Below are 21961 nucleotides of genomic sequence, written 5' to 3' on the forward strand. Positions count from 1 at the left end.
AGATCGAAAGCCCCGGCACGCACCGGGGCTTTCCGTATAGGGACTTCTGTAAAGGGCTACGAATGACTGACACGATCTCAAAAGCAGACCTGCCGCTCTTCGGACGCCCGTGGATTTTCATCCGTGGCGTGCCTTCCATGAAGTTCCTGCCGCCCGAAGGCCCGCTGGAAGTGGCCTTTGCCGGACGCTCCAACGTTGGCAAGTCCTCGCTCATCAATGCGCTGGTGGGCCAGAAAGGTCTGGCGCGGACCTCCAACACGCCGGGCCGTACGCAGGAACTGAATTACTTTGTGCCGGAAGGCTATTCCGGCGAAGGCGATGACCTTCCCCCCATGGCACTCGTGGATATGCCCGGCTACGGCTATGCGCAGGCACCCAAGGACCAGGTGGATGCCTGGACAAAGCTGGTATTCGATTATCTGCGAGGTCGCGCCACGCTGAAGCGTGTCTATGTGCTGATCGACAGCCGTCACGGGCTGAAGAAGAATGACGAGGAGGTTCTCTCGCTTCTCGACAAGGCTGCCGTGTCCTACCAGATCGTGCTGACCAAGACCGACAAGATCAAGCCGCCAGCTGTCACGCGATTGATTGCGGAAACCGTCGAGAAGATACGCAAGCGCCCTGCCGCTTATCCGGAAGTTATAGCCACATCCTCGGAGAAGTCTGAAGGGCTGGATTCGCTGCGCGCTGAAATCGCCAAAACCGTCGGCAAGAGCCAATAAAAAAGCGAGCGGCCAAAAGCCGCTCGCCCGCATTGACGTGTACTGTTGGAACTGAGTTACATCTTCGGCAGCATGACATGGTCGATGACGTGGATCACGCCATTCGACTGCTTGACATCGGCAATGGTGACCTTTGCCACATCACCCATCTCATCTGTCAGGGTAATGTTCTTGCCCTTCATCTTCGCCTTGAGGATGCAGCCGCCCACCGTCTTCACATCGTGTTCGCCACCGTCGCTCTTGATCATCTTGCCCAGTGCACTGGACATGACGTCAGCTGCCACGACGTGGCAGGTCAGCACTTTGGTGAGCTGCGCCTTGTTCTCCGGCTTCAAAAGGCTATCCACAGTGCCCTTCGGCAGCTTGGCGAAGGCGGCATTGGTAGGCGCAAATACTGTGAAGGGGCCCTTGCCTTCAAGCGTATCAACCAGACCGGCGGCCTTCACCGCCGCAACCAGTGTCGTATGATCTTTTGAATTTACGGCGTTTTCGACGATGTTCTTCGTTTCGTACATCGCCGCACCACCGACCTTGGGGTTCGCGGCTTGCGACACGAGTGTCGAGCCAGCGAGAATGGCGGTAGCAAGAACGGTATGGGTTACGACCTTGAACATGGACATTTCCTCTTCCTTCGTTCGAACGCCGGCGGGCGAGCCGCGCGGGTGATCCACACCATCGGGATCAAACAGAAGGACGAGCGCATTTTCAGAAAAGTTTCACTCAGCCGCATTTTTTCGACTGAGATTGAGGGATGCGCTTTCAGGGCATCCGAACCTGACCGGACGCGACCACAGGGCCCGTCGGTGATTTATTCGGTGAGCCGCCTTCCGGCTCAAGGCTCACAGCGAGAGTCACACCGCTGGTGAGTTCGCCGCGCATGGCGTCGGGAATGACAACCTCGCCCTCGCCGCTTTGCGGCAGCACACCCAGTGACACGGCGGGATCTTTTCCACGGATCATCCATAGCTCCAGCGATTTCGGCTGTGCCTGACCGTTGGCAATTGGAGTTACGCGAATTCTGCCACTCTCTGGGTTAAAGTCTGCTGCAAGGCTGAACACATTATCGCTGTGGCCCTCCAGCTGAGCGTGAAGAAGACGTTCTGGGGTGGCAGGCGAGGATGGTGGGCGAACACCAAAGGTCACGACACCGATCAGCATGGCAAAGGACCCGAAGGCCAGCGTGCGCCAGAGAGGTGCGGATGCCCACAGCTTCGGCCATACCGCCGCGCTGGACCTCGGCCGCTCCGTCGTACCAAACAAACGATGCTCTATCGAAGGCAGAACTGTTGCGGCAGGCACCTGCAACGAATAGGCCTCATCCAATGGCGCAAGGTTATCTTCCCATCGCGCTACGATGGCGGCGAACGCTCGGTCTCGCCTTAAACGCTGCTCAACCTTCTGCCTCTTTTCGCTGGAAAGGACGCCAAGAACATATTCGCCCGCGAGAACCTCATCTCGGGCACGGTCTCCTTCGCTCTGGTCAGGATTGCTCATTGGTTCATGCACTCTCTGAGTTTCAGCAGGCTTCGCCTGAGCCAGGTGCGCATGGTGTTCAACGGAACACCATAAAGATCCGCTAGTTCCTGATAGCTCAAGCCATCGACATAGGCGGCGCGCACAGCACCAGCTCGATCAGAATCCAATTCTTGCATGCACCTGTCAATGCGTCTGCCCTCACCTTTGATAACACATTTCGTCTCAGGATCAGGTGAGGGATCGACATCCCATTCCGCCCCCTCGTCCAGACTATCCGTTGAAGGATGCCTGCGGCGCAAAACGTCCAGTGAATGATTGCGTGCCACCGCCGTTAACCACGGCAAGGCACTGGTGGATGAGCCAGAAAAGCGATCTGCGCGATACCAGATTTTCACGAAAACCTCCTGCAAAGCATCTTCTGCTTCATGCCTGTCTTTTAAGAGACGAAGGCAAACGCCGAAAAGTTTCGGAGACACTTTTGCATAAAGTGCGCGAAAAGCACCACGATCCTGCAGGGCAATGCGGGCCAGAAGCTCGGGAAGTTCCGCGTCACCGATCATGCATCGCCTCTCAATGAGAATTTACTGACGGAAGGTTAACGCTGGCTACGTGCATTTGTTGGGCGCGGATTGTTTCCTCTGTCAAAAACATGGGTTAAAAGGCCGCACGCGAGATTCCAGAGGTATTTTCATGTCACCATCCGAAAGCGAGATGCAGGCCCGCTTGCTGGCACAGGCGTTGCCTTTCATGCAGCGTTACGAGAACAAGACCATCGTTGTGAAATATGGTGGTCACGCCATGGGCGATACGGCTCTCGGCAAGGCTTTCGCGGAAGATATCGCGCTGTTGAAGCAATCGGGCGTAAACCCCATCGTCGTCCACGGCGGCGGACCGCAGATCGGTGCAATGCTGTCCAAAATGGGCATCGAATCCAAGTTCGAAGGCGGCCTGCGCGTGACGGACCAGAAGACGGTTGAGATCGTCGAGATGGTTCTGGCGGGCTCGATCAACAAGGAGATTGTCGCCCTCATCAACCAGACGGGTGAATGGGCCATTGGCCTTTGCGGCAAAGATGGCAACATGGTTTTCGCTGAAAAGGCGAAGAAGACCGTGATCGACCCGGAATCGAATATTGAGCGTGTTCTTGATCTCGGTTTCGTCGGCGAAGTGGTGGAAGTAGACCGCACCCTGCTGGATCTTCTGGCCAAATCGGAGATGATTCCGGTCATCGCACCGGTCGCACCGGGCCGTGATGGCGCGACTTACAACATCAATGCCGATACATTTGCAGGCGCCATTGCCGGTGCGCTGCGGGCTGACCGCCTGCTGTTCCTGACGGACGTACCGGGTGTGCTCGACAAGGACAAGAACCTGATCAAGGAGCTTTCCGTTGCTGAGGCGCAGGCGCTTATCAAGGACGGCACGATTTCCGGCGGCATGATCCCGAAGGTTGAAACCTGCATCGACGCCATCAAGGCTGGTGTGCAGGGCGTTGTCATCCTCAACGGCAAGACCTCGCATTCTGTCCTTCTGGAAATCTTCACCGAAGGTGGCGCAGGCACCCTTCTGGTTCCGTAAAGCTAGGCTGGCGCATTTTTCGTACGCAAAGCCGCTTAGCCGTTTTGCTGGAAATGCTTTACAGAACGACGATCCCAAGGATGCCTGTGAGAATAAGCAGGCATCCTGCCACTTCCAGCCGATTGACGCGTTCCTTGAAAACGAGCGCCGAGGCAATGAAGGTGAAGACAAGCTCAATCTGCCCTAGCGCACGCACATAAGCGACCTGCTGCAGGGTCATGGCAGTAAACCACCCGGCGGACCCGACCACCCCCGCCATGCCGACGAGCGATGACGATCGCCAGGACCGGACCACCCTTCCGATTTCGCTGCGGTCCGTGAGCAACATCCAAATCAGCATGTAGACTGTTTGAAAGCCGGTGACGCAGACAAGTGTGACAGCGGCCTGCATCAGCGGGTTGGGGCCATCCAGAGAAAGTGAGGCGGAGCGATATGCCACGGCAGAAATGCCGAACACGCCTCCAGAGGCAATCCCAATCATGGCGGTGCGGCTGAACAGCGCTGCGAATAGGTTGCCAATGGTGAGCTTCGTGCGGGCAACAGATATCAGCATGACGCCCAAAACGCCGACGATGATGGAAAGTACCACGCCGAGTTTTAGCGTTTCGCCCAAGATGATCAGCCCGAAAACTGCCGCCTGCATGGGTTCCGTTTTCGAATAGGCGGTGCCAACTGTGAAGTTGCGCAGGGAAAACAGGTAGACCAGCATGATGGTCGCATAAATTTGCGCCAAGCCGCCAACGACGGCCCAGAAGGCAAAGGGGAGATTAAGCGCTGGCAGGGAATAGCCCGCCCAGAAATGCAGGGCGAGCACATAGAGAAGCGCGATCGGAAAGCCGTAGCCGAAGCGCACGAAACTGGCACCGCGCGTGCCAAGGCTGGTGCGCAGATGGCGCTGCAAGGCAGACCGCAAATTTTGCAGAAAAGCCGCGGCGATTGTGATGGGGATCCAGAGTTCCATTCTCTCCGGGTATCACGGAGTTCTGAGAGTGGCCAAGGCATGGGAGCGACGAAACGGTTCTCCCTTTTCATTTCTCGGATGAACAGGCATAAAGCCTCCATGCCAAAGCTTAACAACGCGCCACAGCCCGCCGAATTTGCCCATGTCCGTGATTGGGTGTTCGATCTCGACAACACGCTTTATCCGCACCACATCAATCTGTTCTCGCAGATTGATCGCAACATGACGGCCTTCGTCTCTGAATTGCTGCAAATGGAGCCGGAAGAGGCGCGCAAGGTCCAAAAGCGCTATTACCACGACCATGGCACAACGCTGCGTGGGCTGATGCTGCATCATAAGATTGATCCCAATGCGTTTCTGGAACGAGCGCATGCTATCGACTATTCCATGCTGCTGCCGGACCCCACGCTGGGAGAAGCGATCAAGGCTTTGCCGGGCCGCAAGTTCATCTTTACCAATGGCACCGTTGCCCATGCGCAAGCGGCAGCGCGAGCGCTCGGCATCCTCGATCATTTCGACGATATCTTTGATATCGTAGCAGCCGAATACGTGCCGAAACCGGCGGGTGAAACCTATGACAAATTTACCCAGCTCAAGCGGATCGACACGCGCAATGCGGCCATGTTCGAAGACCTGCCACGCAATCTGGAAGTGCCGCGTGCGCTTGGCATGAAGACTGTTCTTCTGGTGCCACGCAATCTGGGGGATTTCGTCATTGAGCGTTGGGAACAGGCCGATGACGAAGACCCCAATGTGGATTTCTTGACAGATGATCTGGCGAGTTTCCTGAAGGCTTTGCTGCCTTGAATCTGGATTAGATTACCAAAGTTTCACCCAGCCTTACGGGGTTTTAAGTGGCGATAGTCCGCCACCGCACCTACCTTTGTTTCATACCGACAAAGGAAAGGAAGCAATCCCATGACGGTCAAGAAACTTGCGCTTGCGGCGCTGAGCGCAACATTCCTTGTAGGCGCGATGGTACCCGCCAGCTTCGCAGCACCGGGCGGCCCCGGTCGTGGCCCTGGCGGACATGGCCCTCATGCCGGGATCATGCGCGAACTCATGTTCGTGCGCCTGCTGAAGGATGCCGATACCAACAAGGACGGCAAGATCAGCAAGGAGGAGTTCACGGCCTATGAGACCAAACTTTTTGACGCGGCAGACGCGAACAAGGATGGCATTCTGACGCCGGGAGAGCTTCGCAAATATCACGAAGCCAAGATGGAAGAGTGGCGCGAGAAGCGCAAGGCGGCGCGTGCGGAAGCCGCTGATGACGACCAGGATGACATGGCACCTGATGCGGCCGCACCGCCGCCACCACCCGGCGCAGATGCTCCCCCACCACCGCCGCCTGGCAAGGATGCACCTCCCCCACCGCCACCAGGCAAGGATGGCCCTGGCCCAAAACACGGTCCGCGTGAAATGGGCGAGCGTGGCCCTGGCAGAGATGGCCCTCGCGCCGGCATGCGACACGGCATGATGAGTGCCGGCATCTTCCGCTTTGCCGATACGGATGAGAATGGTCAGATCAGTCGCGAGGAAGCAACGGCTGCTGCGAACAAACTGTTCGACCGTCTGGATCGCAACAAGGATGGCGTCATCTCCATAGACGACATGCCGGATCGCCCGCTGTAATCGCCTCTCTCAGGGCGAACAGAGAGCCTGCCCCACCGCCGCGGGGCAGGCTTTTTCGTATCATGCGGAAACGCGCTCGAGCTTATAGAAATCGGCAATCACGTCCCAGGCCTGTTCTGCCGTCTCAACGAAATTGATCAGCTCCATGTCTTCCGGCGCGATCGTGCCGAAATCGGCCAGCGATTGAAAATCGATGATTCGGTGCCAGAATTCCTTGGCAAACAAAATGAGCGGGATGCGCTCCATGCGCCGCGTCTGGATCAGCGTCAGTGCCTCGAACAATTCATCCAGCGTGCCAAAACCACCGGGGAATACCGCAATCGCCCGCGCCCGCATGAGGAAGTGCATTTTGCGAATGGCAAAGTAGTGGAAGTTGAAGCTCAACTCCGGCGTGACGTATTCGTTCGGTGCCTGTTCGTGCGGCAGGAGAATGTTGAGGCCAATCGTCGGCGCGCCTGCTTCTGCGGCACCCCGGTTACCGGCCTCCATCACACCCGGACCACCGCCCGTGACCACCACGAATTCATGATGATCGAGCGTTGCGGAATGTTTTGCGCAAAGGCCCGCGAACTTGCGCGCCTCTTCATAAAAAACAGAGGCCTGTTTGAGATTTTCCCGCTGAACCTCGTTCTTGGCAGCCCAAGGCTCGGTGCCAGGCGCGGGAATACGTGCACCACCGAACAGCACGACAGTGGACTTGATGCCCATTTCCGTCAGCAGCATTTCCGGCTTTAGCAGCTCCAGTTGCAGGCGAACGGGGCGCAATTCCTGACGGCAAAGGAAATCCTCATCCACATAGGCAAGCCGATAGGCGGGCGATTCCGATTGCGGGGTTTTTGGAATTTTGCGGGCTCGAAGCTTATCAACGGAGCTAGCTTTCAGCGGGTCCCACACACCATCGTTGCGGCGCATTTTCCGCTCGTCGCCCGTATCTGCCATACCGCTTTTCCTCTTTATCCGAATCAGTGAAACGCCAATTCAGATTGACGCATTTGAGACGCTCGCATAGAGCAAAAGGCACTATTTTGCCAGTCGGCACAGACCTTCCACTCAATCACGATCTGCCTGATAGACTAGGAACTCCCATGACCAGCACTGTGAGCCAGGATTACTCCTCACTCGAAGCCATCATCGAAAAAGCCTTCGATGAGCGTGACAGCGTCAGCACCAGCACCAAGGGCGAGATCCGCGATGGCGTGGATGAAGCGCTGAACCTGCTCGACAGCGGCAAGTTGCGCGTGGCAACACGCGGCGCCGATGGCAACTGGACTGTCCATCAGTGGCTGAAAAAGGCCGTGCTTCTCTCCTTCCGCCTCAACGACATGGAGGTCGTGAAGGGTGGTCCGGGCAATTCCACCTGGTGGGACAAGGTGCCTTCCAAATTCGAAGGCTGGGGCGAAAGCGAATTCCGCAGCGCCGGTTTCCGCGCCGTGCCCAACGCAGTTGTTCGCCGCTCTGCCTATATCGCGCCAAGCGTTGTCTTGATGCCTTCCTTCGTCAACCTCGGCGCTTATGTCGGTGAAGGCACCATGGTGGATACCTGGGCAACCGTTGGCTCCTGCGCCCAGATCGGCAAGCATGTTCACCTCTCCGGCGGCGTTGGCATTGGTGGCGTTCTGGAGCCGATGCAGGCAGGCCCTACCATCATCGAAGACAATTGCTTCATCGGTGCCCGCTCCGAAGTGGTGGAAGGCTGCATCATTCGCGAAGGCTCCGTTCTTGGCATGGGCGTCTATATCGGCAAGTCAACCAAGATCGTCGACCGCGCCACCGGCGAAGTCTCCTACGGCGAAGTTCCGCCCTACTCGGTCGTCGTGGCGGGCTCCATGCCCTCCGGCAATGCCACCATGGGCAATGGCCAGCCCGCGCCGCACCTCTACTGCGCGGTGATCGTAAAGCGCGTCGATGAAAAGACCCGCTCCAAAACCGGCATCAACGAATTGTTGCGCGATTAATACCTCAAAAAGAGCATAGCCATGGCCGCCACCGATCCCGTCCGCAACCTCGAGACCCTGATCCGCTGCCCTTCGGTAACCCCGAAGGAAGGCGGCGCGCTGACGGAACTGGCGGCCATGCTGGAGCCACTGGGCTTTTCGATCCACCGCATGGTGGCAAGTGAAGCAGGCACACCGGACATTGAAAACCTCTATGCGCGGCTTGGCACATCCGGCCCGCACCTGATGTTTGCCGGACACACCGATGTGGTACCGGTGGGCGATGAGGCCGCATGGACGCACCCGCCGTTTGCAGCGGACATTGCCGATGGCATGATGTTCGGGCGCGGCGCTGTGGACATGAAGGGCGGCATTGCCTGCTTCGTCGCAGCGGTTGCCCGCCACATAGAGCAGCACGGCGCACCGAAGGGCTCCATCTCCTTCCTTATCACTGGAGACGAGGAAGGCCCGGCAATAAACGGGACGGTGAAACTGCTGCAATGGGCAGCCGAACGCGGCGAGCGCTGGGATGCCTGCATTGTGGGCGAGCCGACGAACCCGGATCGCCTGGGTGACATGATCAAGATTGGCCGTCGCGGCTCGATCTCCGGCACCGTCACCGTTCACGGTGTTCAAGGCCATGTGGCCTATCCGCATCTGGCCGACAACCCGCTTCGCACCGTGGCTGTCATGGCGCAAGGCTTGATGTATCCGCCGCTTGACCACGGAACGGAGCAGTTTCCGCCGACCAATCTGGAAGTCACCTCCATCGACACCGGCAATCCGGCAACGAACGTCATTGCTGCGAAGGCTACCTTCAGCTTCAATGTTCGCTTCAACGATACCTGGAGCGCGGAAAGCCTGCAGGCGGAACTTTTAAAGCGGTTGGAACAGGCAGCGGCGAACGAGACCTTGCGGCCCGGTCGCCAGCCTATGCGCTATGAGATTGTCTGGTCCGAGCGGCCAAGCCATGTTTTTCTGACCCGCGATGATGCGCTTATTTCCTCGCTATCGGCTGCGATTGAGGCAAAGACGGGCCAGACGCCAGTACTTTCAACAACCGGCGGCACTTCGGATGCCCGCTTCATCAAGGATTACTGCCCGGTGGTGGAGTTTGGCCTTGTGGGCCAGACCATGCACATGGTGGATGAGCGGGTGGCGGTGAAGGATCTAGAAGACCTTACAGGTATCTATTCCCTGTTCATCGAGCGTTGGTTCGGGAATGCCACCTCTTGAGAAAATTCGCCCGCAGTGGTTGGCGCTTTGGCAACTTGCCAAAGGCGATGCCAGAGGCCTATCGGCTTTCGATATAACCGATCGTGGCGTCATACTCTCGTTCTGGGCTTTCGTTTATTACTTGCCAGCATTTCTCATTCACGCCGTCCTTGCGCGCGTCAATTACCTGGCAATTTCCCCGGATCTCGGTCGGTCAAATATTACCTTCCTGTTTCAATCGCTTTTCATGCAGATCGGCGGCTGGCTCAGCCTGCTCCTCAGCATCTGCGTCTTTGGCTTTGCACTCGGGCTTCGACCTTTGTTGCGATTGATCATTGTCATGGTCAATTGGGGAAGTATTCCACTACTTTACATCGTGTATGGTCTTGTCTACCCGCTGCTTTTGCTCACGAGTGGCCAAACCGTGATTTCCTGGCTGTTGCAGATTTCGCTGCTTCTTGCAGTCACTGTAAGTCTGCTGCTTCTCATATGGCGTATCCTGGCGACGGTCGCTGGAGGCCACGGAGCTAAGCGAGCAGGCTATATCTTTCTCGTTGGCATCTCGTCACTTTGGGTGGCCCACGCCCTTGAATCTTCGATGCGATTGACTATTCCCTAATGCTACAACTTTCCTCCCGGAGCATGTCGCTTGCCGTCCATCACTGAAGTCAGACTTTACCTGATCGGCCTTTGGCTGCTGGTCAAAGGAGACCGCACCGGCCTTGCCTATGTGGATTTTTCCGACCGCGGGATGATGCGTTCATTCTGGTCTATTGTCTGGTGCCTGCCAGCCATCGGCTTTTCCTGGATCTGGTGGAGACTGGCGGTGCTGGAAACGCTGCCGCCTGATTACAAGCTGGGCGGCATCTTCTTTTTGCGCATGGGCATGTTGGAGGCCACGAATTGGCTTTTGCCGCTGGTGCTGGCGGGGCTCCTGGTGCTGATCATGGGGCTCGGCAAACATTTTCCGGCTGTGGTATTTACCGCCAATTGGATGTCGCTACCGTTTTCTTATCTATACGGCGTGCTCAGCCTGCTGCTGGTGGTCGCACCCGGCCTCACGGGCATTATTGCACTCGTCTGGCTTGCTGCCATCGTGGCGCTCATCGTCAGCCTTTCGCGGGTGTTCCGCATGGTCATCGGGCCGCACGGCTTGACGATCACGGCCCTCACAATGGTGCTGATCGTGCCGTCACTGCTCATATCCGACGCGTTGGAGAAGTTCCTCGACGTTTACCCCGGCTGATGCAGCCTAGGGATAATCGACCTGCATGAAATACAAACCGTCCGGTGGAGCAACCGGGCCGCAGGCTGCGCGATCGCGCGCTTCCAAAGCTGCTCGAACATCGTCCGGGGACATCTTTCCTTCACCAGCAAGCTTAAGCGTGCCTGCGAACGAGCGGATTTGGTTATGCAGGAAGCTTTGCGCCGAAGCGCGGATTTCGATCAATTCACCAGTGCGCGTGACATCCAGCCGGTCGAGCGTTCTGACGGGGCTTTTTGCCTGACAATGAACCGAGCGGAAGGTTGTAAAATCATGATGGCCGACAAGCATTTGCGCCGCCGCATGCATGGCCTCGTGATCGAGATCCTTAGACACCCACCATGCACGTTTGGCCTCGACCGCCAAAGGTGAGCGACGGCTGATGACACGGTAGAGATAATGACGGCGAAGCGCTGAAAATCGCGCATCGAAATCATCCGATACGCGCTCGACCTCCAGCACGGAGACCTTCTCCTCTCTCATCATCAAATGCGCATTGACGGCATTGCGGAGTTTGTGCGGAGCCCACTCGCGCGAAAGATCGGCATGGACGACTTGTCCAAGCGCATGAACACCGGAATCCGTGCGCCCTGCGCCGCGTATCGTCACCGTCTCCTGCGTTAGCGAGAGAATGGCACCTTCCAGTGCGGCCTGCACGGAATGGCCATTCTCCTGTTTTTGCCAACCAACATAGGGCGTGCCATCATATTCCACGGTCATTTTGAAGCGTGGCATCAGCCGACCCTCGCGCCTTTGGCAAAGGTCGTTCCACGAAGAAACTCAGAAGCGTCCAGTGCCTTGCCACCTGCTTTTTGAAGCCGCAATAGGCGGATAGAACCTGTGCCGCAAGCGATGGTCAGTTGAGCATCAAGTACGGTTCCGGATTCTCCCTCGCCGTCCGCCACTTGGCTCGCCAACACCTTGATGCGCTCCGGCTTGCCGTTCAGTTCAGCTTCGAACCAGGCACCAGGAAAGGGGGAAAGACCGCGAATGTGATTGTGCACTTCGGCAGCGCTACGGCTGAAATCGATGCGTGTTTCACCCTTGTCGATTTTGGAGGCGTAGAGAACGCCTTCCTCTGCCTGTGGAACCAATGGAAGATTACCCTCTTCCAGCTTTGCCATAGCCTCAACCATGGCGCTCGCACCAACAGCCATCAGAGCGTCATGCAGTTCCCCGGCGGTCATATCCGGTTCGATGCTAACCTCGCGCGTGATGGCAACGGGCCCTGTATCCAGCCCCTTTTCCATTTTCATCACCATCATGCCGGTTTTGGCATCTCCAGCCATGATGGCACGTTGAATGGGGGCGGCCCCTCGCCAGCGCGGCAGAAGCGAGGCATGGCCATTATAAGCGCCAAGCCCCGTGCCTTCCAGAACATCGACCGGCAGCAACAGCCCATAGGCCACAACAACAGCAACATCCGCACCGAATTCGCGAAAGCGCTGGCGATCTTCTGCTTGCTTGAAATTGAGAGGCGTGAGAACCGGAATGCCCAGCGCTTCAGCGGCCTGATGCACGGGAGATTTCTGCAGGTCCAGCCCGCGGCGACCGCCGGGCCTTGGCGGTTGGGTATAGACCGCTACAATGTCATGGCCCGCTTCGGCCAGCGCTTTTAGCGTGGCAACGGAAAAATCCGGCGTTCCCATGAAAATTACTCGAAGCGCCATGGCGCGAACTCCTTCATGCGCAGGCACGAATGCGCAGCACGCGATGCGCGCTCATTTCAATCAGATCTTGCTGCGCGCTGCCTTGGTGAACCTCTTGATGACCATCTCACGTTTCAAGCGCGAAATGTAATCGATGAAGAGGACGCCATTCAAATGATCGATTTCATGCTGGAGGCAGGTCGCAAGCAGCCCGTCTGCTTCCAGGAGATGTTCCTTGCCGTCGCGGCCAATATGCTTGACGGTGACGCCGGCCGGGCGTTCAACCTCAGCATAATATTCAGGAATGGACAGGCAGCCTTCCTCATAAACCGAGCGTGCATCAGTGGAGGCAACAATCTCCGGATTGATGATGACGAGCGGGTTTTTCTCATCCCCTTCCTTCGATACATCCACCACGAGAATACGGCGTGCAACGCCGATCTGGATGCCAGCCAGGCCGATGCCGGGTGCATCGTACATGGTTTCCAGCATGTCATCGGCGAGCTTCAAAACATCGGAATCCACCTGCTCGATGGGCTGCGATACCTGACGCAGAAGGGGGTCCGGGAGAATGATGAGAGGCTTGATGGTCATGCGCATCCCCATAACTGATCTTTTTGCGATAGGGAACATCCGGTAAAGCGCCAAACCGGCAGAAATCGTCGTTTGTTCTTGTTTTGATCTTCCCAAGGCCTGCGAGTTTCTCTAGTCTGCGGGCATGCAAAACCAGAGCGCTTCATTTTTCGACCGGCTTATAGGCCTGCTTGCGGGCGACGGCTTTATTCTTCTCAGCCTCGGTCTGGCCGTGGGGCTCGTTTTTGCCTGGCTGTTTTTGCGCCGAGGCCAAAGCGGAAGCGACGAGATGGACCAGCGCTTTGCGGAACTGATGCGAGCCCAGGTGGAAATGCAGGGCCGCGTTTCTGCCATGACCGAGGCGCTTGCGGCGCGGCAGTCGGAACTCAATCGCGGCGTCAACCAAAGACTGGATGGCATGGCGCATCGCCTTGGCAGCAGCATTGCCGAACAGACCAAGAGCACCCACGACAATCTTCGGGTGTTGCAGGAACGGCTCGCGGTAATCGATGCGGCCCAGAACAACATCCAGTCACTTGCCAAGGATGTGGTGGGTCTTCAGGCCATTTTGTCCAACAAGCAGACGCGCGGCGCTTTCGGGCAGGGACGAATGGAAACCATCATCGCCGATGCGCTGCCCAAAGGCAGCTACCGCTTTCAGGCCACTCTCTCCAATGGCATGCGCCCGGATTGCCTGATCAATATGCCAAATGATGCACCGCCATTGGTGGTGGATGCAAAGTTTCCCTTGGAAGCCTGGCACTCTTTCCGAGATGCACCACAAGCGGATTTGAAGCGCATTGCCGGGCAACAATTCCGCCGCGACCTGGAAAAGCACATTGGTGATATTGCCGATAAATATCTCCTATCAGGGGAAACGCAGGATACTGCATTTCTGTTTGTGCCATCCGAATCGATCTTTGCCGAAATCCACGAACACTTCGAAGGCTGCATCGCCAAGGCGCAGCGCTCCCGCATAGTCATCGTGTCTCCATCGCTGCTGATGCTGTCCATACAGGTCATTCAAGCCGTGCTAAAGGACCAGCGTATGCGGGAACAGGCTCACCTGATCCAAGGGGAGCTTGCGTTTCTCATGGAAGATCTCGGGCGCCTGGATGAGCGCACACGCAAGCTGCAATCGCATTTTGCCGCAGCACAGAAGGATGTGGAGCAGATCCTCACCTCCTCCGACAAACTGCAAAAGCGTGGCGGGCGCATCTCGGCACTTGATCTGGAAAGCGAGCGGCAGGCGGAACTGCCCCTCCCCCCACAGGAAAATCGTGGCGTGGAGAGCCGCACCGGCATGCTCAAGTTAAGGGTGGTTGACGAGGATTGATCGGATGGGCAGTGTCCGCGCACGATATTCTCATAAACAGGCTGAATTTTCATGATTACCGTTTTCGGCTCCATCAACATGGATCTCATTGCCACCACCGCACGCCTGCCGAAGCCCGGCGAAACCGTCGCCGGACAGGATTTTTCAACGGCAGCAGGCGGCAAGGGCGCAAATCAGGCGCTGGCGGCGCAACGTGCGGGTGCACAGGTTCGCATGGTGGGAGCGGTTGGACGCGATGGTTTTGCTGAACCGGCTCTTGCACTTTTGAAGCAAGCAGGCGTTTTCCTTGAAGCGGTTAAGCCGGTTGATCAGCCTACCGGAACGGCGCTTATTCTGGTTGGTGGCGATGGCGAGAACATGATTGCGGTGGTGCCGGGTGCCAATGGCACGGTTTCCGCCCCTGATGCCGAACAGGCCGTAACCTCGATGAATGCGGGCGATCTGCTGATGCTGCAAATGGAAGTGCCAGCTGAAGCTGTTGAGAACGCGATGACCTCGGCCCGGACGAAGGGCGTCACCACGATTTTCAACACTGCTCCGCTGACGGACGATGCGATCCGCCTGTCGCGCCTTGCAAGCATCCTCGTCTCGAACGAAACCGAATTTGAACTGCTGATCGGTCGCCACGGTCTTTCCACTGAGGAACGTATCGAGGCCATGCGCGCACTCGCTGCCGAAACAGGTCAGTCGCTCGTCGTGACACTTGGTGCAGACGGTGTTGTTGCCCTGCATGAGGGTGAATTGCTGCGAGCCTCAGGCTTGAAGATCACACCGGTCGACACGGTAGGTGCGGGCGATACCTTCTGTGGCTATTTGGCCGCCAGCCTGGACAAGGGCCTTTCATTTGCCGATGCCTTGCGGCGTGCGGCTGTGGCTGGTTCGCTTGCTTGCCTGAAGGCGGGCGCTCAACCATCCATCCCCCTCGGTGGCGAGGTTGACAAAAGCCTCTGACAGCAGCCAGCCGGAGCGCTTGCAGGACGCCTCTCCCGCCCCCATATGTTCAGGGTAAACACGCGCATGCCGTTCTGTGGGTGCGCAAATGGTCGCTTGTCTTCAAGGACTGTATCATGAGCCGTATGACACCTTTCGCCAGCCCGCTGCTGTTGGGCTTCGACACGATGGAAAAGACACTGGAGCGTCTCGCCAAGGCGAATGACGGCTATCCCCCCTATAACATCGAGCGCCTTCGACCATCCGTTAACGGAGAGCCGGAGCGTTTGCGAATCACCTTGGCCGTCGCCGGATTTTCAGAGGACGATCTGGACGTCACCATTGAAGAGAATCAACTGATTATCCGCGGACGGCAGGTTGAAACCGGCGAGAGGGAGTATCTTTATCGCGGAATTGCAGCGCGGCAGTTTCAGCGAATGTTTGTTTTGGCCGATGGAATGCAGGTTTCAGGTGCGGGATTGCGCAATGGACTGCTTGCAGTTGATTTGATCCGCCCGGAACCTGAAAGAATGGTGCGAAAAATTAATATTTCCGTCTCAGACTGATCTCCGTGGCTGTCCCGGCCACAGCAGAACAGACGGAGGCACTCATGCTCCTCAAGCAGGCAACGGCGAAACTTACTGAAAATGAGCTGGCTCATCTGGGTGCTGGCGAAGTTGGCTATATCCGCAAGATGCGGTTCGAAGATATCAGCCGCTGCTTCCCGGAAGCGCCGGAGATCGATCCAACGCTTGACCTCTGGGCTCTGTTTGGCGCGGACGGCACACCGATCCTGCTGACAGACAATCGCTCCAGCACGTTCTTCAAGGCTGCGGAAGACGATCTTCGCACGGTCAGCCTGCATTAAAATTGGCTGAGACTAAAAGCGGGTCAATGAAGGCCCGCTTCAGAGGCTTATGCCCGGTTGTGATGTCAGGCGGCAGAATAAAACAGTTTTTTTCTTGGCCACGTCATCCGCCACACGGCAGCCATCTGCGACCATATCTCCTAGATTGATCAATAGATTCGCTCATTTACCGGTCTCTTCTGGGCTCAGCCTCGCAAGCTCAATCTCAAGCTAAAGCTCGCATTCGACACCAATTTCGGTAACAACAGCGCCCGCCCAAGGTGTTGAGAGGCAATCTGTTGCCAGGACGAGCCGGTCTACACCGGCTACACTCTCTGAAACGTCAAATAAGCGGAAGAGCGGCCTTCACGACGTGCCTTAGCCTCATAGCGCGTGCTTGGCCACGTCGGGTAAGGCTGAAGCCAATCGGAAGGCTGCTGCGCTGTCCAGGCAAAGCCACCGTGGCGGTGCGTATGCTGCAAGGTCCAGTTTACATAGGTGTCTATGTCCGAGGCGAAGCAAAACAGGCCGCCGGGTTTCAACACCCGATGGAAGCGTGCGAGGTTAGCCTGCGAAACGAAGCGGCGCTTCCAGTGTTTGCGCTTCGGCCATGGGTCGGGATAGAGAAGATCGATCTGGTCGATCGAACCATCCGGCAGCCAATCCAGAAGCTCCGTGGCATCGTCGTCATAAAGGCGAATATTCTCCGCATTCACTTCTTCGATCTTCGCCAGCAGCTTTGCCATGGAATTTATGAAGGGCTCGACACCGATGAAGCCGGTGACAGGGTGTTCCTGCGCGCGGTGAATGAGGTGCTCGCCGCCACCGAAGCCAATTTCCAGGCGGATTTTTTCCACTGGCTTTGGAAACAAGTCAACCAGCGCTTTGGGCGCTGGTTGAGCAAGATCGATCTTGAGCTCAGGCAGACGCGTCGCCATCATATCGGCTTGGCGTTCCCGCAGTGGCTTTCCCTTGCGCCGGCCGAAAAACGCCTCGGTGGCGCGCGACCGACGTTCGGTGTCCATCGCTAGATCCTCAGTTTTTGAGGGCTTCCTTGAGCGGCTTCACGAGATCCAGCTTCTCCCAAGAGAAAGAACCATCGCGGCCAGCCTTGCGGCCAAAGTGACCATAGGAAGCCGTCTTTGCATAAATCGGCTTGTTCAGATCGAGATGGCGGCGAATGCCCGTTGGCGAAAGATCCATCACCTTGCGGATCGCCGCCTCAACCTGATCTTCGGTTACCTTGCCTGTGCCATGCAGGTCAACATAGATCGACAGCGGTTGGGCAATACCGATGGCGTAGGAGATCTGGATCGTGCACTTGTCGGCAAAACCGGCAGCAACGACATTCTTCGCCAGATATCGTGCGGCATAGGCAGCAGAGCGGTCAACCTTTGTCGTGTCCTTGCCGGAGAATGCACCGCCACCATGGGGAGCTGCACCGCCGTAGGTATCCACGATGATCTTGCGACCCGTCAGTCCAGCATCGCCATCCGGTCCGCCGATGACAAACTTGCCGGTGGGATTGATGTACCAATTGCAATCATCGGCAATCTTCAAATCGCCAAGTGCTTCGCGGATATACGGCTCGACAACCTGGCGAACCTTCTTCGAATCCCAGCTGGTATCCAGATGCTGGGTGGAAAGAACGATGGAGACAGCCTCGGTTGGCTTGCCGTCTACATAACGAACCGTGACCTGGCTCTTGGCATCGGGGCCGAGCTTGCCAGCATCGCCCTCGCCCTTCTTGCGGGCATTGGCCAGGATTTGCAGGATGCGATGCGAATAATAGATCGGTGCCGGCATCAGGTCCGGGGTTTCATTGCAGGCGTAACCGAACATGATGCCCTGGTCGCCAGCACCCTCATTGCCCTGATGATCGGCGGCGTTATCCACGCCTTGCGCGATATCGGCAGACTGAGAATGCAAAAGAACGTCGATCTTGGCAGTGCGCCAATGAAAGCCATCCTGCTCGTAACCAATATCCTTGATGGCGCGGCGGGCCGCAGCCTTGAACTTCGACGGGTTGATGACTTCGTTGCCGTCCTTGTCCTGCTTCATCAAGCTTGGCGGCAGGCGCACTTCACCGGCAATAACCACGCGGTTGGTCGTGGCCAGGGTTTCGCAGGCAATGCGAACTTTCCACGGGTCCACGCCGGTTTTGGCCGCTTCCCGATAGACCAGATCTACGATCTCATCGGAAATACGGTCACACACCTTGTCCGGGTGACCTTCGGCTACGGATTCACTGGTGAACAGGTAGTTGGCGCGCATGCTGGGATTCCCCTCAAGAACAAACCACGACTGTCCTAATCGCTCGATAGAAGGATGACAAGGACAGAACCACATAAATATATCTTTATGTGACATGCGACGGTTTAAGAAGGATGAGGATTTTATTTTTTTGCCGATCCGCGCACAAAAAAAGCGGCCTTTCAGCCGCTTTTCAAGAAAGATAGTCAAAAATTTATTCCGCTTCGCCTTCGGCAGCGAGCGCTTTCACGAGGTCCACGACCTTGCGACGCACCTTGGGATCGTTGATTTTGACGAAAGCGCGGTTGAGCTGCAGTCCTTCCGAGGAGGAGAGGAAGTCTACAACGTAGTTGGAACTGGAAGTCTCTGCCATACCCGGCGGATTATCATTTTGCTCACCCGGTGCATCTTCAAAGAAGAATGACACGGGCACATTGAGAATGCTGGAAATATTCTGCAGCCGGCTGGCGCCGACGCGGTTGGTACCTTTTTCGTATTTTTGAATTTGCTGGAAGGTGATCCCCAAACTTTCACCGAGCTTTTCCTGGCTCATGCCCAACATGGTGCGCCGAAGCCGGATGCGGCTTCCGACATGAATGTCGATCGGGTTCGGCTTCTTCTTATTTTCCATCATTTCAAGCGTCCTAATTTGCTCAATTGTCCCCACAGCCCGCAGAACGTGCAAATAACCATTGCTTATTTACCGGTGCCCAAGCGGTTGTTCGCAACAAAAGCAGCACGACGTGCGAATGCACTATGCAATTTTAGGGGTTTCAGGTCAATTGAGACGATTATTGTAACCTATACGGGAAATTCCTGCAATCAATAACAGTGAAATCAGTATCAACCAGAAGTATGTCGTCTGACTATAGTTGATCCAATCCGAAACGGAAGATCCACCCAGAGTGGCATCGATGACACCTTTTTGAGCAAAATCAAGGCCGCGCGTTACGGTGCCGTCTGAATTTATAATTGCAGAAATTCCACTATTAGCAGCACGAATCAGTGGAAGGCCTGTCTCCACGGCTCGCAGGCGCGATTGTTGAAAGTGTTGATAAGGTCCCGGCGTATCGCCGAACCAGGCATCATTGGTAATATTGAGAAGCGCTGTTGCCTTCGTCGCATCAGGCCCAATCTCTGCCGGGAAAATCGCCTCATAACAAATGAGCGGATAAAAGCTCTTACCGTTTGGCATGGTAATGAGAGAACGCGCCGACCCCGCCGTAAAGCCGCCCGGCATATCGACAATATTGCCGATGCCCAGTTCATTCCAAAAGCTTTCAAAGGGCAGATACTCCCCGAAAGGGGTGAGGTGTACCTTATCGGAGGCCGCGATGATCTGCCCCTGGCTATCGATGGCGTACATGGAATTATAATAGCGCGGGGGCTGTCCAGGTGCGCCATCCTCCGCTCGCACCACACCTGCGATCAGAACCTGGCCATCCTGCAACACCTCACCAATTCTGGTGAGCGCATCGCGGTTCTGTGTGAGGATGAACGGAACTGACGTTTCTGGCCAAACGATGATATCCGGGCGCTTGCCCCCCTCTCGCGGCGGAAGGGCCGTCAGGGCCAGATGCTCTTCAAACACGGCCTGCCGGTCCGCATTGTCCATCTTGCGGGCCTGATCGATGTTTGGCTGAACAAGCCGAATGACGGGTGCATCCGCCGATGCATCGGTCTTCATATGGGACAAGCGATAATAGCCATAGCCAAAATGCGTGAGCGTCAGCAGCACGGCAATGGCAGCGCCACCCGCTAGCCCCCGCCTTGTGGCGAGAAGCGCTGGGGCGGACAACACAAAAACCGCGCATGCCGTGACCCCCAAAACCCCAATCGCATGAGCTGATTGCATCAAGACCGGGATCGGCATGACGCCATAGCCAATCATATTCCAGGGAAAGCCGGTGAAGAGAAAGCTGCGGAGCCACTCCGCAACAGCAAAGCCCACCGCAAGTGCCGCGAGACGCCCGAAACCTTCCGACCAAAGAAAGCCCGCCACCATCGTGGCGAAGCCATAATAGAGCCCGAGAAAAGCGGGCAAGCCAAGGACTGCGAGCGGAATGGCCCAGGCAAATTCATCTGCATCGACCAGCAGGGCATTTCCCAGCCACCAGAGCCCGGCGACGAAATAGCCAAGGCCAAAAAGCCAGCCGAGAAAGAATGTCGTGCGCCAGCGCGCAAAAAATCCCGCTCCAGGCTCTGTTGCGCAGCCATCCATCAACCATACAAGCAGGGTGAAGGAGACAAAAAGGGCAGCAACAAAGGAAAAGGGCGGCAGAGCCAGCGCACCGAGGGCTCCTGCAAAAATGGCCAGAAGGGCACGACGAACGCCCCAGAGCAGGATAACCTTGCTGGCGAGACGCTCCATGGCGGCCTTCTCCCAATCCCATCAACGAATCGATGCGACCGGATTTATCCGGCCTTCCTGCTTCTGTTTAGCAGGAAGGCGTCAGAGGTCAAAACCTTCAGGAAACCAGACTATCACGCATCGGAAGATGCCGCGCCACGGGCCTCTTCCGGAGTGGAAGCCCCAGATGCTTTACCGACGACGGATGGCGCAGCTGTAATCTGTCTGCGCCGTAGAATGCGCACGCGCTTGATGCGATGCGGATCGGCATCCAGAATCTGAAACTCGAAACCGGGCACGGCGCGAACGATTTCACCCCGCACCGGAATGCGTCCCAGTGACTGGAAGATCAAGCCGCCGAGCGTGTCCACATCCTCCAACTGATCATGGACATCAAAATCGCGGCCTATGGCTTCTGCGATTTCTTCCAGCTCTACGCGCGCATCGGCAACCCAGAGATCATCGTTCAAGCGGGAGAACATGATCTCATCATTATCGTGCTCATCCTCCACATCACCGATTACGGTTTCGACGATATCCTCGTGGCTGACGAGACCGTCTGTTCCACCATATTCATCGATGACGAGTGCCAGCTGTGTTCGTGCGGCCTGCATTGTGCGCATCAGTTCCGAGGCCAACATGGAGGGTGGCACAAAAAGGATGGTGCGAACAAGCCCGGCTTCATCGACGGTCTTGCTCAAGTCCACGCGACCGAGATCAAATGTTGTCTTGAAGGTGGACTGCTCCTCAGAGGCTTCGTTCTCAGTCTGCATCCGCGCTTGTTTGGCGAGATAGGACAAAAGATCGCGGATATGGACGAAACCGCGTGGATCATCCAGCGTATCGTTGAAGACAGGCATTCTGGAGCGACCTGTCGTCTCAAAATGGATTAATAGCTCACCCAGCGAAATCGTTATATCAACGGCTTCGATATCGGCGCGGGGGACCATCAGGTCCTCGACCCTTACCTCACGAAACCGCAGAATATTATGAAGCATGGCCCGCTCATCGGCGGAAAAAGCTGCGCTGACCGCTGTATCGGTCATCAATGCGTCAGCCAGGTCCTCTCGCAGGCGTTCACCCTGCGAAGGACGCAACAGGCGGATGGCCCGCGTCCAAAAGGAGTTGGTGTTCCGGGTTGTTGTTTCCCGTTTGTACGGACTGCCACCCTCGTCTGAGGACGACTGCTCCGAATCAGTGCCGCTCCGGGCGGCTGTGGTCGAAATCTCGTTCATGGC

The 21961-nt window shown here is 56.8% G+C and carries 25 protein-coding genes and 1 pseudogene; 12 read left to right on the forward strand and 14 right to left on the reverse strand.

Annotated features, from left to right (window positions below; all coding sequences use genetic code 11):
- Nucleotides 1–62 precede the first annotated feature (62 nt).
- Nucleotides 63–722, forward strand: coding sequence for a ribosome biogenesis GTP-binding protein YihA/YsxC (yihA, locus tag AC0JZ1_RS14435; protein ID WP_471883028.1), 660 nt, complete (start codon nucleotides 63–65; stop codon nucleotides 720–722).
- A gap of 56 nt (nucleotides 723–778) precedes the next feature.
- Here yihA and AC0JZ1_RS14440 read toward each other — a convergent pair whose 3' ends face one another.
- The 3 genes from AC0JZ1_RS14440 to AC0JZ1_RS14450 form a co-directional block, all read right to left on the reverse strand.
- Entirely contained in the window at nucleotides 779–1336 is a 558-nt protein-coding gene (locus AC0JZ1_RS14440) for a fasciclin domain-containing protein (protein ID WP_471883464.1), read from the reverse strand.
- Between the two features lie 145 nt (nucleotides 1337–1481).
- A complete protein-coding gene (locus AC0JZ1_RS14445) occupies nucleotides 1482–2216 on the reverse strand; it encodes an anti-sigma factor (protein ID WP_471883029.1) in 735 nt (244 codons plus the stop codon).
- Nucleotides 2213–2758, reverse strand: coding sequence for a sigma-70 family RNA polymerase sigma factor (locus AC0JZ1_RS14450; protein WP_471883030.1), 546 nt, complete (start codon nucleotides 2756–2758; stop codon nucleotides 2213–2215). Before AC0JZ1_RS14450 ends, AC0JZ1_RS14445 begins: the two co-directional genes overlap by 4 nt.
- A gap of 130 nt (nucleotides 2759–2888) precedes the next feature.
- Here AC0JZ1_RS14450 and argB point away from each other — a divergent pair, with 130 nt between their 5' ends.
- Nucleotides 2889–3776, forward strand: coding sequence for an acetylglutamate kinase (gene argB / locus AC0JZ1_RS14455; RefSeq protein WP_471883031.1), 888 nt, complete (start codon nucleotides 2889–2891; stop codon nucleotides 3774–3776).
- A 58-nt stretch (nucleotides 3777–3834) separates the two neighbouring features.
- Here the strand turns inward: argB and AC0JZ1_RS14460 are convergent, their stop codons facing one another.
- Nucleotides 3835–4737 (reverse strand): EamA family transporter, encoded by a 903-nt coding sequence (locus AC0JZ1_RS14460; protein ID WP_471883032.1) that lies wholly within the window; start codon nucleotides 4735–4737, stop codon nucleotides 3835–3837.
- A gap of 99 nt (nucleotides 4738–4836) precedes the next feature.
- Between AC0JZ1_RS14460 and AC0JZ1_RS14465 the strand changes: the two genes are divergently transcribed.
- Complete coding sequence (locus AC0JZ1_RS14465) at nucleotides 4837–5544, forward strand: pyrimidine 5'-nucleotidase (RefSeq protein WP_471883033.1); 708 nt, start codon at nucleotides 4837–4839, stop codon at nucleotides 5542–5544.
- A gap of 111 nt (nucleotides 5545–5655) precedes the next feature.
- Nucleotides 5656–6372 carry an EF-hand domain-containing protein gene (locus AC0JZ1_RS14470; protein WP_471883034.1) on the forward strand — a complete coding sequence of 239 codons (717 nt, stop codon included), beginning with the start codon at nucleotides 5656–5658 and terminating at the stop codon, nucleotides 6370–6372.
- A gap of 60 nt (nucleotides 6373–6432) precedes the next feature.
- Here AC0JZ1_RS14470 and AC0JZ1_RS14475 read toward each other — a convergent pair whose 3' ends face one another.
- A complete protein-coding gene (locus tag AC0JZ1_RS14475; protein ID WP_471883035.1) occupies nucleotides 6433–7311 on the reverse strand; it encodes an LOG family protein in 879 nt (292 codons plus the stop codon).
- 146 nt (nucleotides 7312–7457) lie between these two features.
- Here AC0JZ1_RS14475 and dapD point away from each other — a divergent pair, with 146 nt between their 5' ends.
- The 4 genes from dapD to AC0JZ1_RS14495 are packed head-to-tail and all read left to right on the forward strand — an operon-like array spanning nucleotide 7458 to nucleotide 10767.
- Nucleotides 7458–8327 (forward strand): 2,3,4,5-tetrahydropyridine-2,6-dicarboxylate N-succinyltransferase, encoded by an 870-nt coding sequence (dapD, locus tag AC0JZ1_RS14480; protein ID WP_471883036.1) that lies wholly within the window; start codon nucleotides 7458–7460, stop codon nucleotides 8325–8327.
- A gap of 21 nt (nucleotides 8328–8348) precedes the next feature.
- Nucleotides 8349–9542 (forward strand): succinyl-diaminopimelate desuccinylase, encoded by a 1194-nt coding sequence (dapE, locus tag AC0JZ1_RS14485; protein ID WP_471883037.1) that lies wholly within the window; start codon nucleotides 8349–8351, stop codon nucleotides 9540–9542.
- Complete coding sequence (locus AC0JZ1_RS14490; protein WP_471883038.1) at nucleotides 9529–10140, forward strand: hypothetical protein; 612 nt, start codon at nucleotides 9529–9531, stop codon at nucleotides 10138–10140. The genes dapE and AC0JZ1_RS14490 overlap by 14 nt, the downstream gene beginning before the upstream one ends.
- 30 nt (nucleotides 10141–10170) lie before the next feature.
- Nucleotides 10171–10767: a hypothetical protein gene (locus AC0JZ1_RS14495; protein ID WP_471883039.1), complete on the forward strand. Its 597-nt coding sequence runs from the start codon at nucleotides 10171–10173 to the stop codon at nucleotides 10765–10767.
- A 6-nt stretch (nucleotides 10768–10773) separates the two neighbouring features.
- On the opposite strand, the gene truA is transcribed toward AC0JZ1_RS14495, so the two are convergent.
- Genes truA through def form a run of 3 tightly spaced genes read right to left on the reverse strand, consistent with a single transcriptional unit; the run spans nucleotide 10774 to nucleotide 13028 of the window.
- Nucleotides 10774–11520 (reverse strand): tRNA pseudouridine(38-40) synthase TruA, encoded by a 747-nt coding sequence (gene truA, locus AC0JZ1_RS14500; protein ID WP_471883040.1) that lies wholly within the window; start codon nucleotides 11518–11520, stop codon nucleotides 10774–10776.
- Entirely contained in the window at nucleotides 11520–12455 is a 936-nt protein-coding gene (fmt, locus tag AC0JZ1_RS14505; RefSeq protein ID WP_471883041.1) for a methionyl-tRNA formyltransferase, read from the reverse strand. The genes truA and fmt overlap by 1 nt, the downstream gene beginning before the upstream one ends.
- 60 nt (nucleotides 12456–12515) lie before the next feature.
- The gene (gene def, locus AC0JZ1_RS14510; RefSeq protein WP_471883042.1) at nucleotides 12516–13028 is read right to left on the reverse strand and encodes a peptide deformylase; all 513 of its coding nucleotides are present in this window, start codon (nucleotides 13026–13028) and stop codon (nucleotides 12516–12518) included.
- A gap of 124 nt (nucleotides 13029–13152) precedes the next feature.
- Between def and AC0JZ1_RS14515 the strand changes: the two genes are divergently transcribed.
- From AC0JZ1_RS14515 to AC0JZ1_RS14530, 4 genes are all read left to right on the forward strand, one after another.
- A complete protein-coding gene (locus tag AC0JZ1_RS14515) occupies nucleotides 13153–14343 on the forward strand; it encodes a DNA recombination protein RmuC (protein ID WP_471883043.1) in 1191 nt (396 codons plus the stop codon).
- A gap of 51 nt (nucleotides 14344–14394) precedes the next feature.
- A complete protein-coding gene (locus AC0JZ1_RS14520) occupies nucleotides 14395–15294 on the forward strand; it encodes a ribokinase (protein WP_471883044.1) in 900 nt (299 codons plus the stop codon).
- A 116-nt stretch (nucleotides 15295–15410) separates the two neighbouring features.
- Complete coding sequence (locus tag AC0JZ1_RS14525; protein ID WP_471883045.1) at nucleotides 15411–15839, forward strand: Hsp20 family protein; 429 nt, start codon at nucleotides 15411–15413, stop codon at nucleotides 15837–15839.
- A gap of 44 nt (nucleotides 15840–15883) precedes the next feature.
- A complete protein-coding gene (locus AC0JZ1_RS14530) occupies nucleotides 15884–16141 on the forward strand; it encodes a BQ00720 family protein (protein ID WP_471883046.1) in 258 nt (85 codons plus the stop codon).
- Nucleotides 16142–16204: 63 nt separating this feature from the next.
- On the opposite strand, the pseudogene AC0JZ1_RS14535 reads toward AC0JZ1_RS14530, so the two are convergent.
- From AC0JZ1_RS14535 to AC0JZ1_RS14560, 6 genes and pseudogenes are all read right to left on the reverse strand, one after another.
- Nucleotides 16205–16435: pseudogene (locus AC0JZ1_RS14535) on the reverse strand (hypothetical protein); the annotation flags it as partial.
- Between the two features lie 11 nt (nucleotides 16436–16446).
- The gene (trmB, locus tag AC0JZ1_RS14540) at nucleotides 16447–17145 is read right to left on the reverse strand and encodes a tRNA (guanosine(46)-N7)-methyltransferase TrmB (protein WP_471883047.1); all 699 of its coding nucleotides are present in this window, start codon (nucleotides 17143–17145) and stop codon (nucleotides 16447–16449) included.
- A 10-nt stretch (nucleotides 17146–17155) separates the two neighbouring features.
- Nucleotides 17156–18394: a methionine adenosyltransferase gene (gene metK / locus AC0JZ1_RS14545; RefSeq protein ID WP_471883048.1), complete on the reverse strand. Its 1239-nt coding sequence runs from the start codon at nucleotides 18392–18394 to the stop codon at nucleotides 17156–17158.
- Nucleotides 18395–18587: 193 nt separating this feature from the next.
- Nucleotides 18588–19007, reverse strand: a complete 420-nt coding sequence (locus AC0JZ1_RS14550) for a helix-turn-helix domain-containing protein (protein WP_471883049.1) — start codon at nucleotides 19005–19007, stop codon at nucleotides 18588–18590.
- A gap of 144 nt (nucleotides 19008–19151) precedes the next feature.
- Complete coding sequence (gene lnt / locus AC0JZ1_RS14555) at nucleotides 19152–20744, reverse strand: apolipoprotein N-acyltransferase (RefSeq protein ID WP_471883050.1); 1593 nt, start codon at nucleotides 20742–20744, stop codon at nucleotides 19152–19154.
- Nucleotides 20745–20857: 113 nt separating this feature from the next.
- Nucleotides 20858–21958, reverse strand: coding sequence for a hemolysin family protein (locus tag AC0JZ1_RS14560; RefSeq protein WP_471883051.1), 1101 nt, complete (start codon nucleotides 21956–21958; stop codon nucleotides 20858–20860).
- Nucleotides 21959–21961: the final 3 nt, after the last annotated feature.

The sequence above is a fragment of the Affinirhizobium capsici genome, assembly GCF_977018625.1.

Coding starts and splice junctions, on each gene's coding strand:
- yihA (WP_471883028.1), top strand. CDS start 63: ATGACTGACACGATCTCAAAAGCAGACCTGCCGCTCTTCGGACGCCCG.
- AC0JZ1_RS14440 (WP_471883464.1), bottom strand. CDS start 1,336: ATGTTCAAGGTCGTAACCCATACCGTTCTTGCTACCGCCATTCTCGCT.
- AC0JZ1_RS14445 (WP_471883029.1), bottom strand. CDS start 2,216: ATGAGCAATCCTGACCAGAGCGAAGGAGACCGTGCCCGAGATGAGGTT.
- AC0JZ1_RS14450 (WP_471883030.1), bottom strand. CDS start 2,758: ATGATCGGTGACGCGGAACTTCCCGAGCTTCTGGCCCGCATTGCCCTG.
- argB (WP_471883031.1), top strand. CDS start 2,889: ATGTCACCATCCGAAAGCGAGATGCAGGCCCGCTTGCTGGCACAGGCG.
- AC0JZ1_RS14460 (WP_471883032.1), bottom strand. CDS start 4,737: ATGGAACTCTGGATCCCCATCACAATCGCCGCGGCTTTTCTGCAAAAT.
- AC0JZ1_RS14465 (WP_471883033.1), top strand. CDS start 4,837: ATGCCAAAGCTTAACAACGCGCCACAGCCCGCCGAATTTGCCCATGTC.
- AC0JZ1_RS14470 (WP_471883034.1), top strand. CDS start 5,656: ATGACGGTCAAGAAACTTGCGCTTGCGGCGCTGAGCGCAACATTCCTT.
- AC0JZ1_RS14475 (WP_471883035.1), bottom strand. CDS start 7,311: ATGGCAGATACGGGCGACGAGCGGAAAATGCGCCGCAACGATGGTGTG.
- dapD (WP_471883036.1), top strand. CDS start 7,458: ATGACCAGCACTGTGAGCCAGGATTACTCCTCACTCGAAGCCATCATC.
- dapE (WP_471883037.1), top strand. CDS start 8,349: ATGGCCGCCACCGATCCCGTCCGCAACCTCGAGACCCTGATCCGCTGC.
- AC0JZ1_RS14490 (WP_471883038.1), top strand. CDS start 9,529: ATGCCACCTCTTGAGAAAATTCGCCCGCAGTGGTTGGCGCTTTGGCAA.
- truA (WP_471883040.1), bottom strand. CDS start 11,520: ATGCCACGCTTCAAAATGACCGTGGAATATGATGGCACGCCCTATGTT.
- fmt (WP_471883041.1), bottom strand. CDS start 12,455: ATGGCGCTTCGAGTAATTTTCATGGGAACGCCGGATTTTTCCGTTGCC.
- def (WP_471883042.1), bottom strand. CDS start 13,028: ATGACCATCAAGCCTCTCATCATTCTCCCGGACCCCCTTCTGCGTCAG.
- AC0JZ1_RS14515 (WP_471883043.1), top strand. CDS start 13,153: ATGCAAAACCAGAGCGCTTCATTTTTCGACCGGCTTATAGGCCTGCTT.
- AC0JZ1_RS14520 (WP_471883044.1), top strand. CDS start 14,395: ATGATTACCGTTTTCGGCTCCATCAACATGGATCTCATTGCCACCACC.
- AC0JZ1_RS14525 (WP_471883045.1), top strand. CDS start 15,411: ATGAGCCGTATGACACCTTTCGCCAGCCCGCTGCTGTTGGGCTTCGAC.
- AC0JZ1_RS14530 (WP_471883046.1), top strand. CDS start 15,884: ATGCTCCTCAAGCAGGCAACGGCGAAACTTACTGAAAATGAGCTGGCT.
- trmB (WP_471883047.1), bottom strand. CDS start 17,145: ATGGACACCGAACGTCGGTCGCGCGCCACCGAGGCGTTTTTCGGCCGG.
- metK (WP_471883048.1), bottom strand. CDS start 18,394: ATGCGCGCCAACTACCTGTTCACCAGTGAATCCGTAGCCGAAGGTCAC.
- AC0JZ1_RS14550 (WP_471883049.1), bottom strand. CDS start 19,007: ATGATGGAAAATAAGAAGAAGCCGAACCCGATCGACATTCATGTCGGA.
- lnt (WP_471883050.1), bottom strand. CDS start 20,744: ATGGAGCGTCTCGCCAGCAAGGTTATCCTGCTCTGGGGCGTTCGTCGT.
- AC0JZ1_RS14560 (WP_471883051.1), bottom strand. CDS start 21,958: ATGAACGAGATTTCGACCACAGCCGCCCGGAGCGGCACTGATTCGGAG.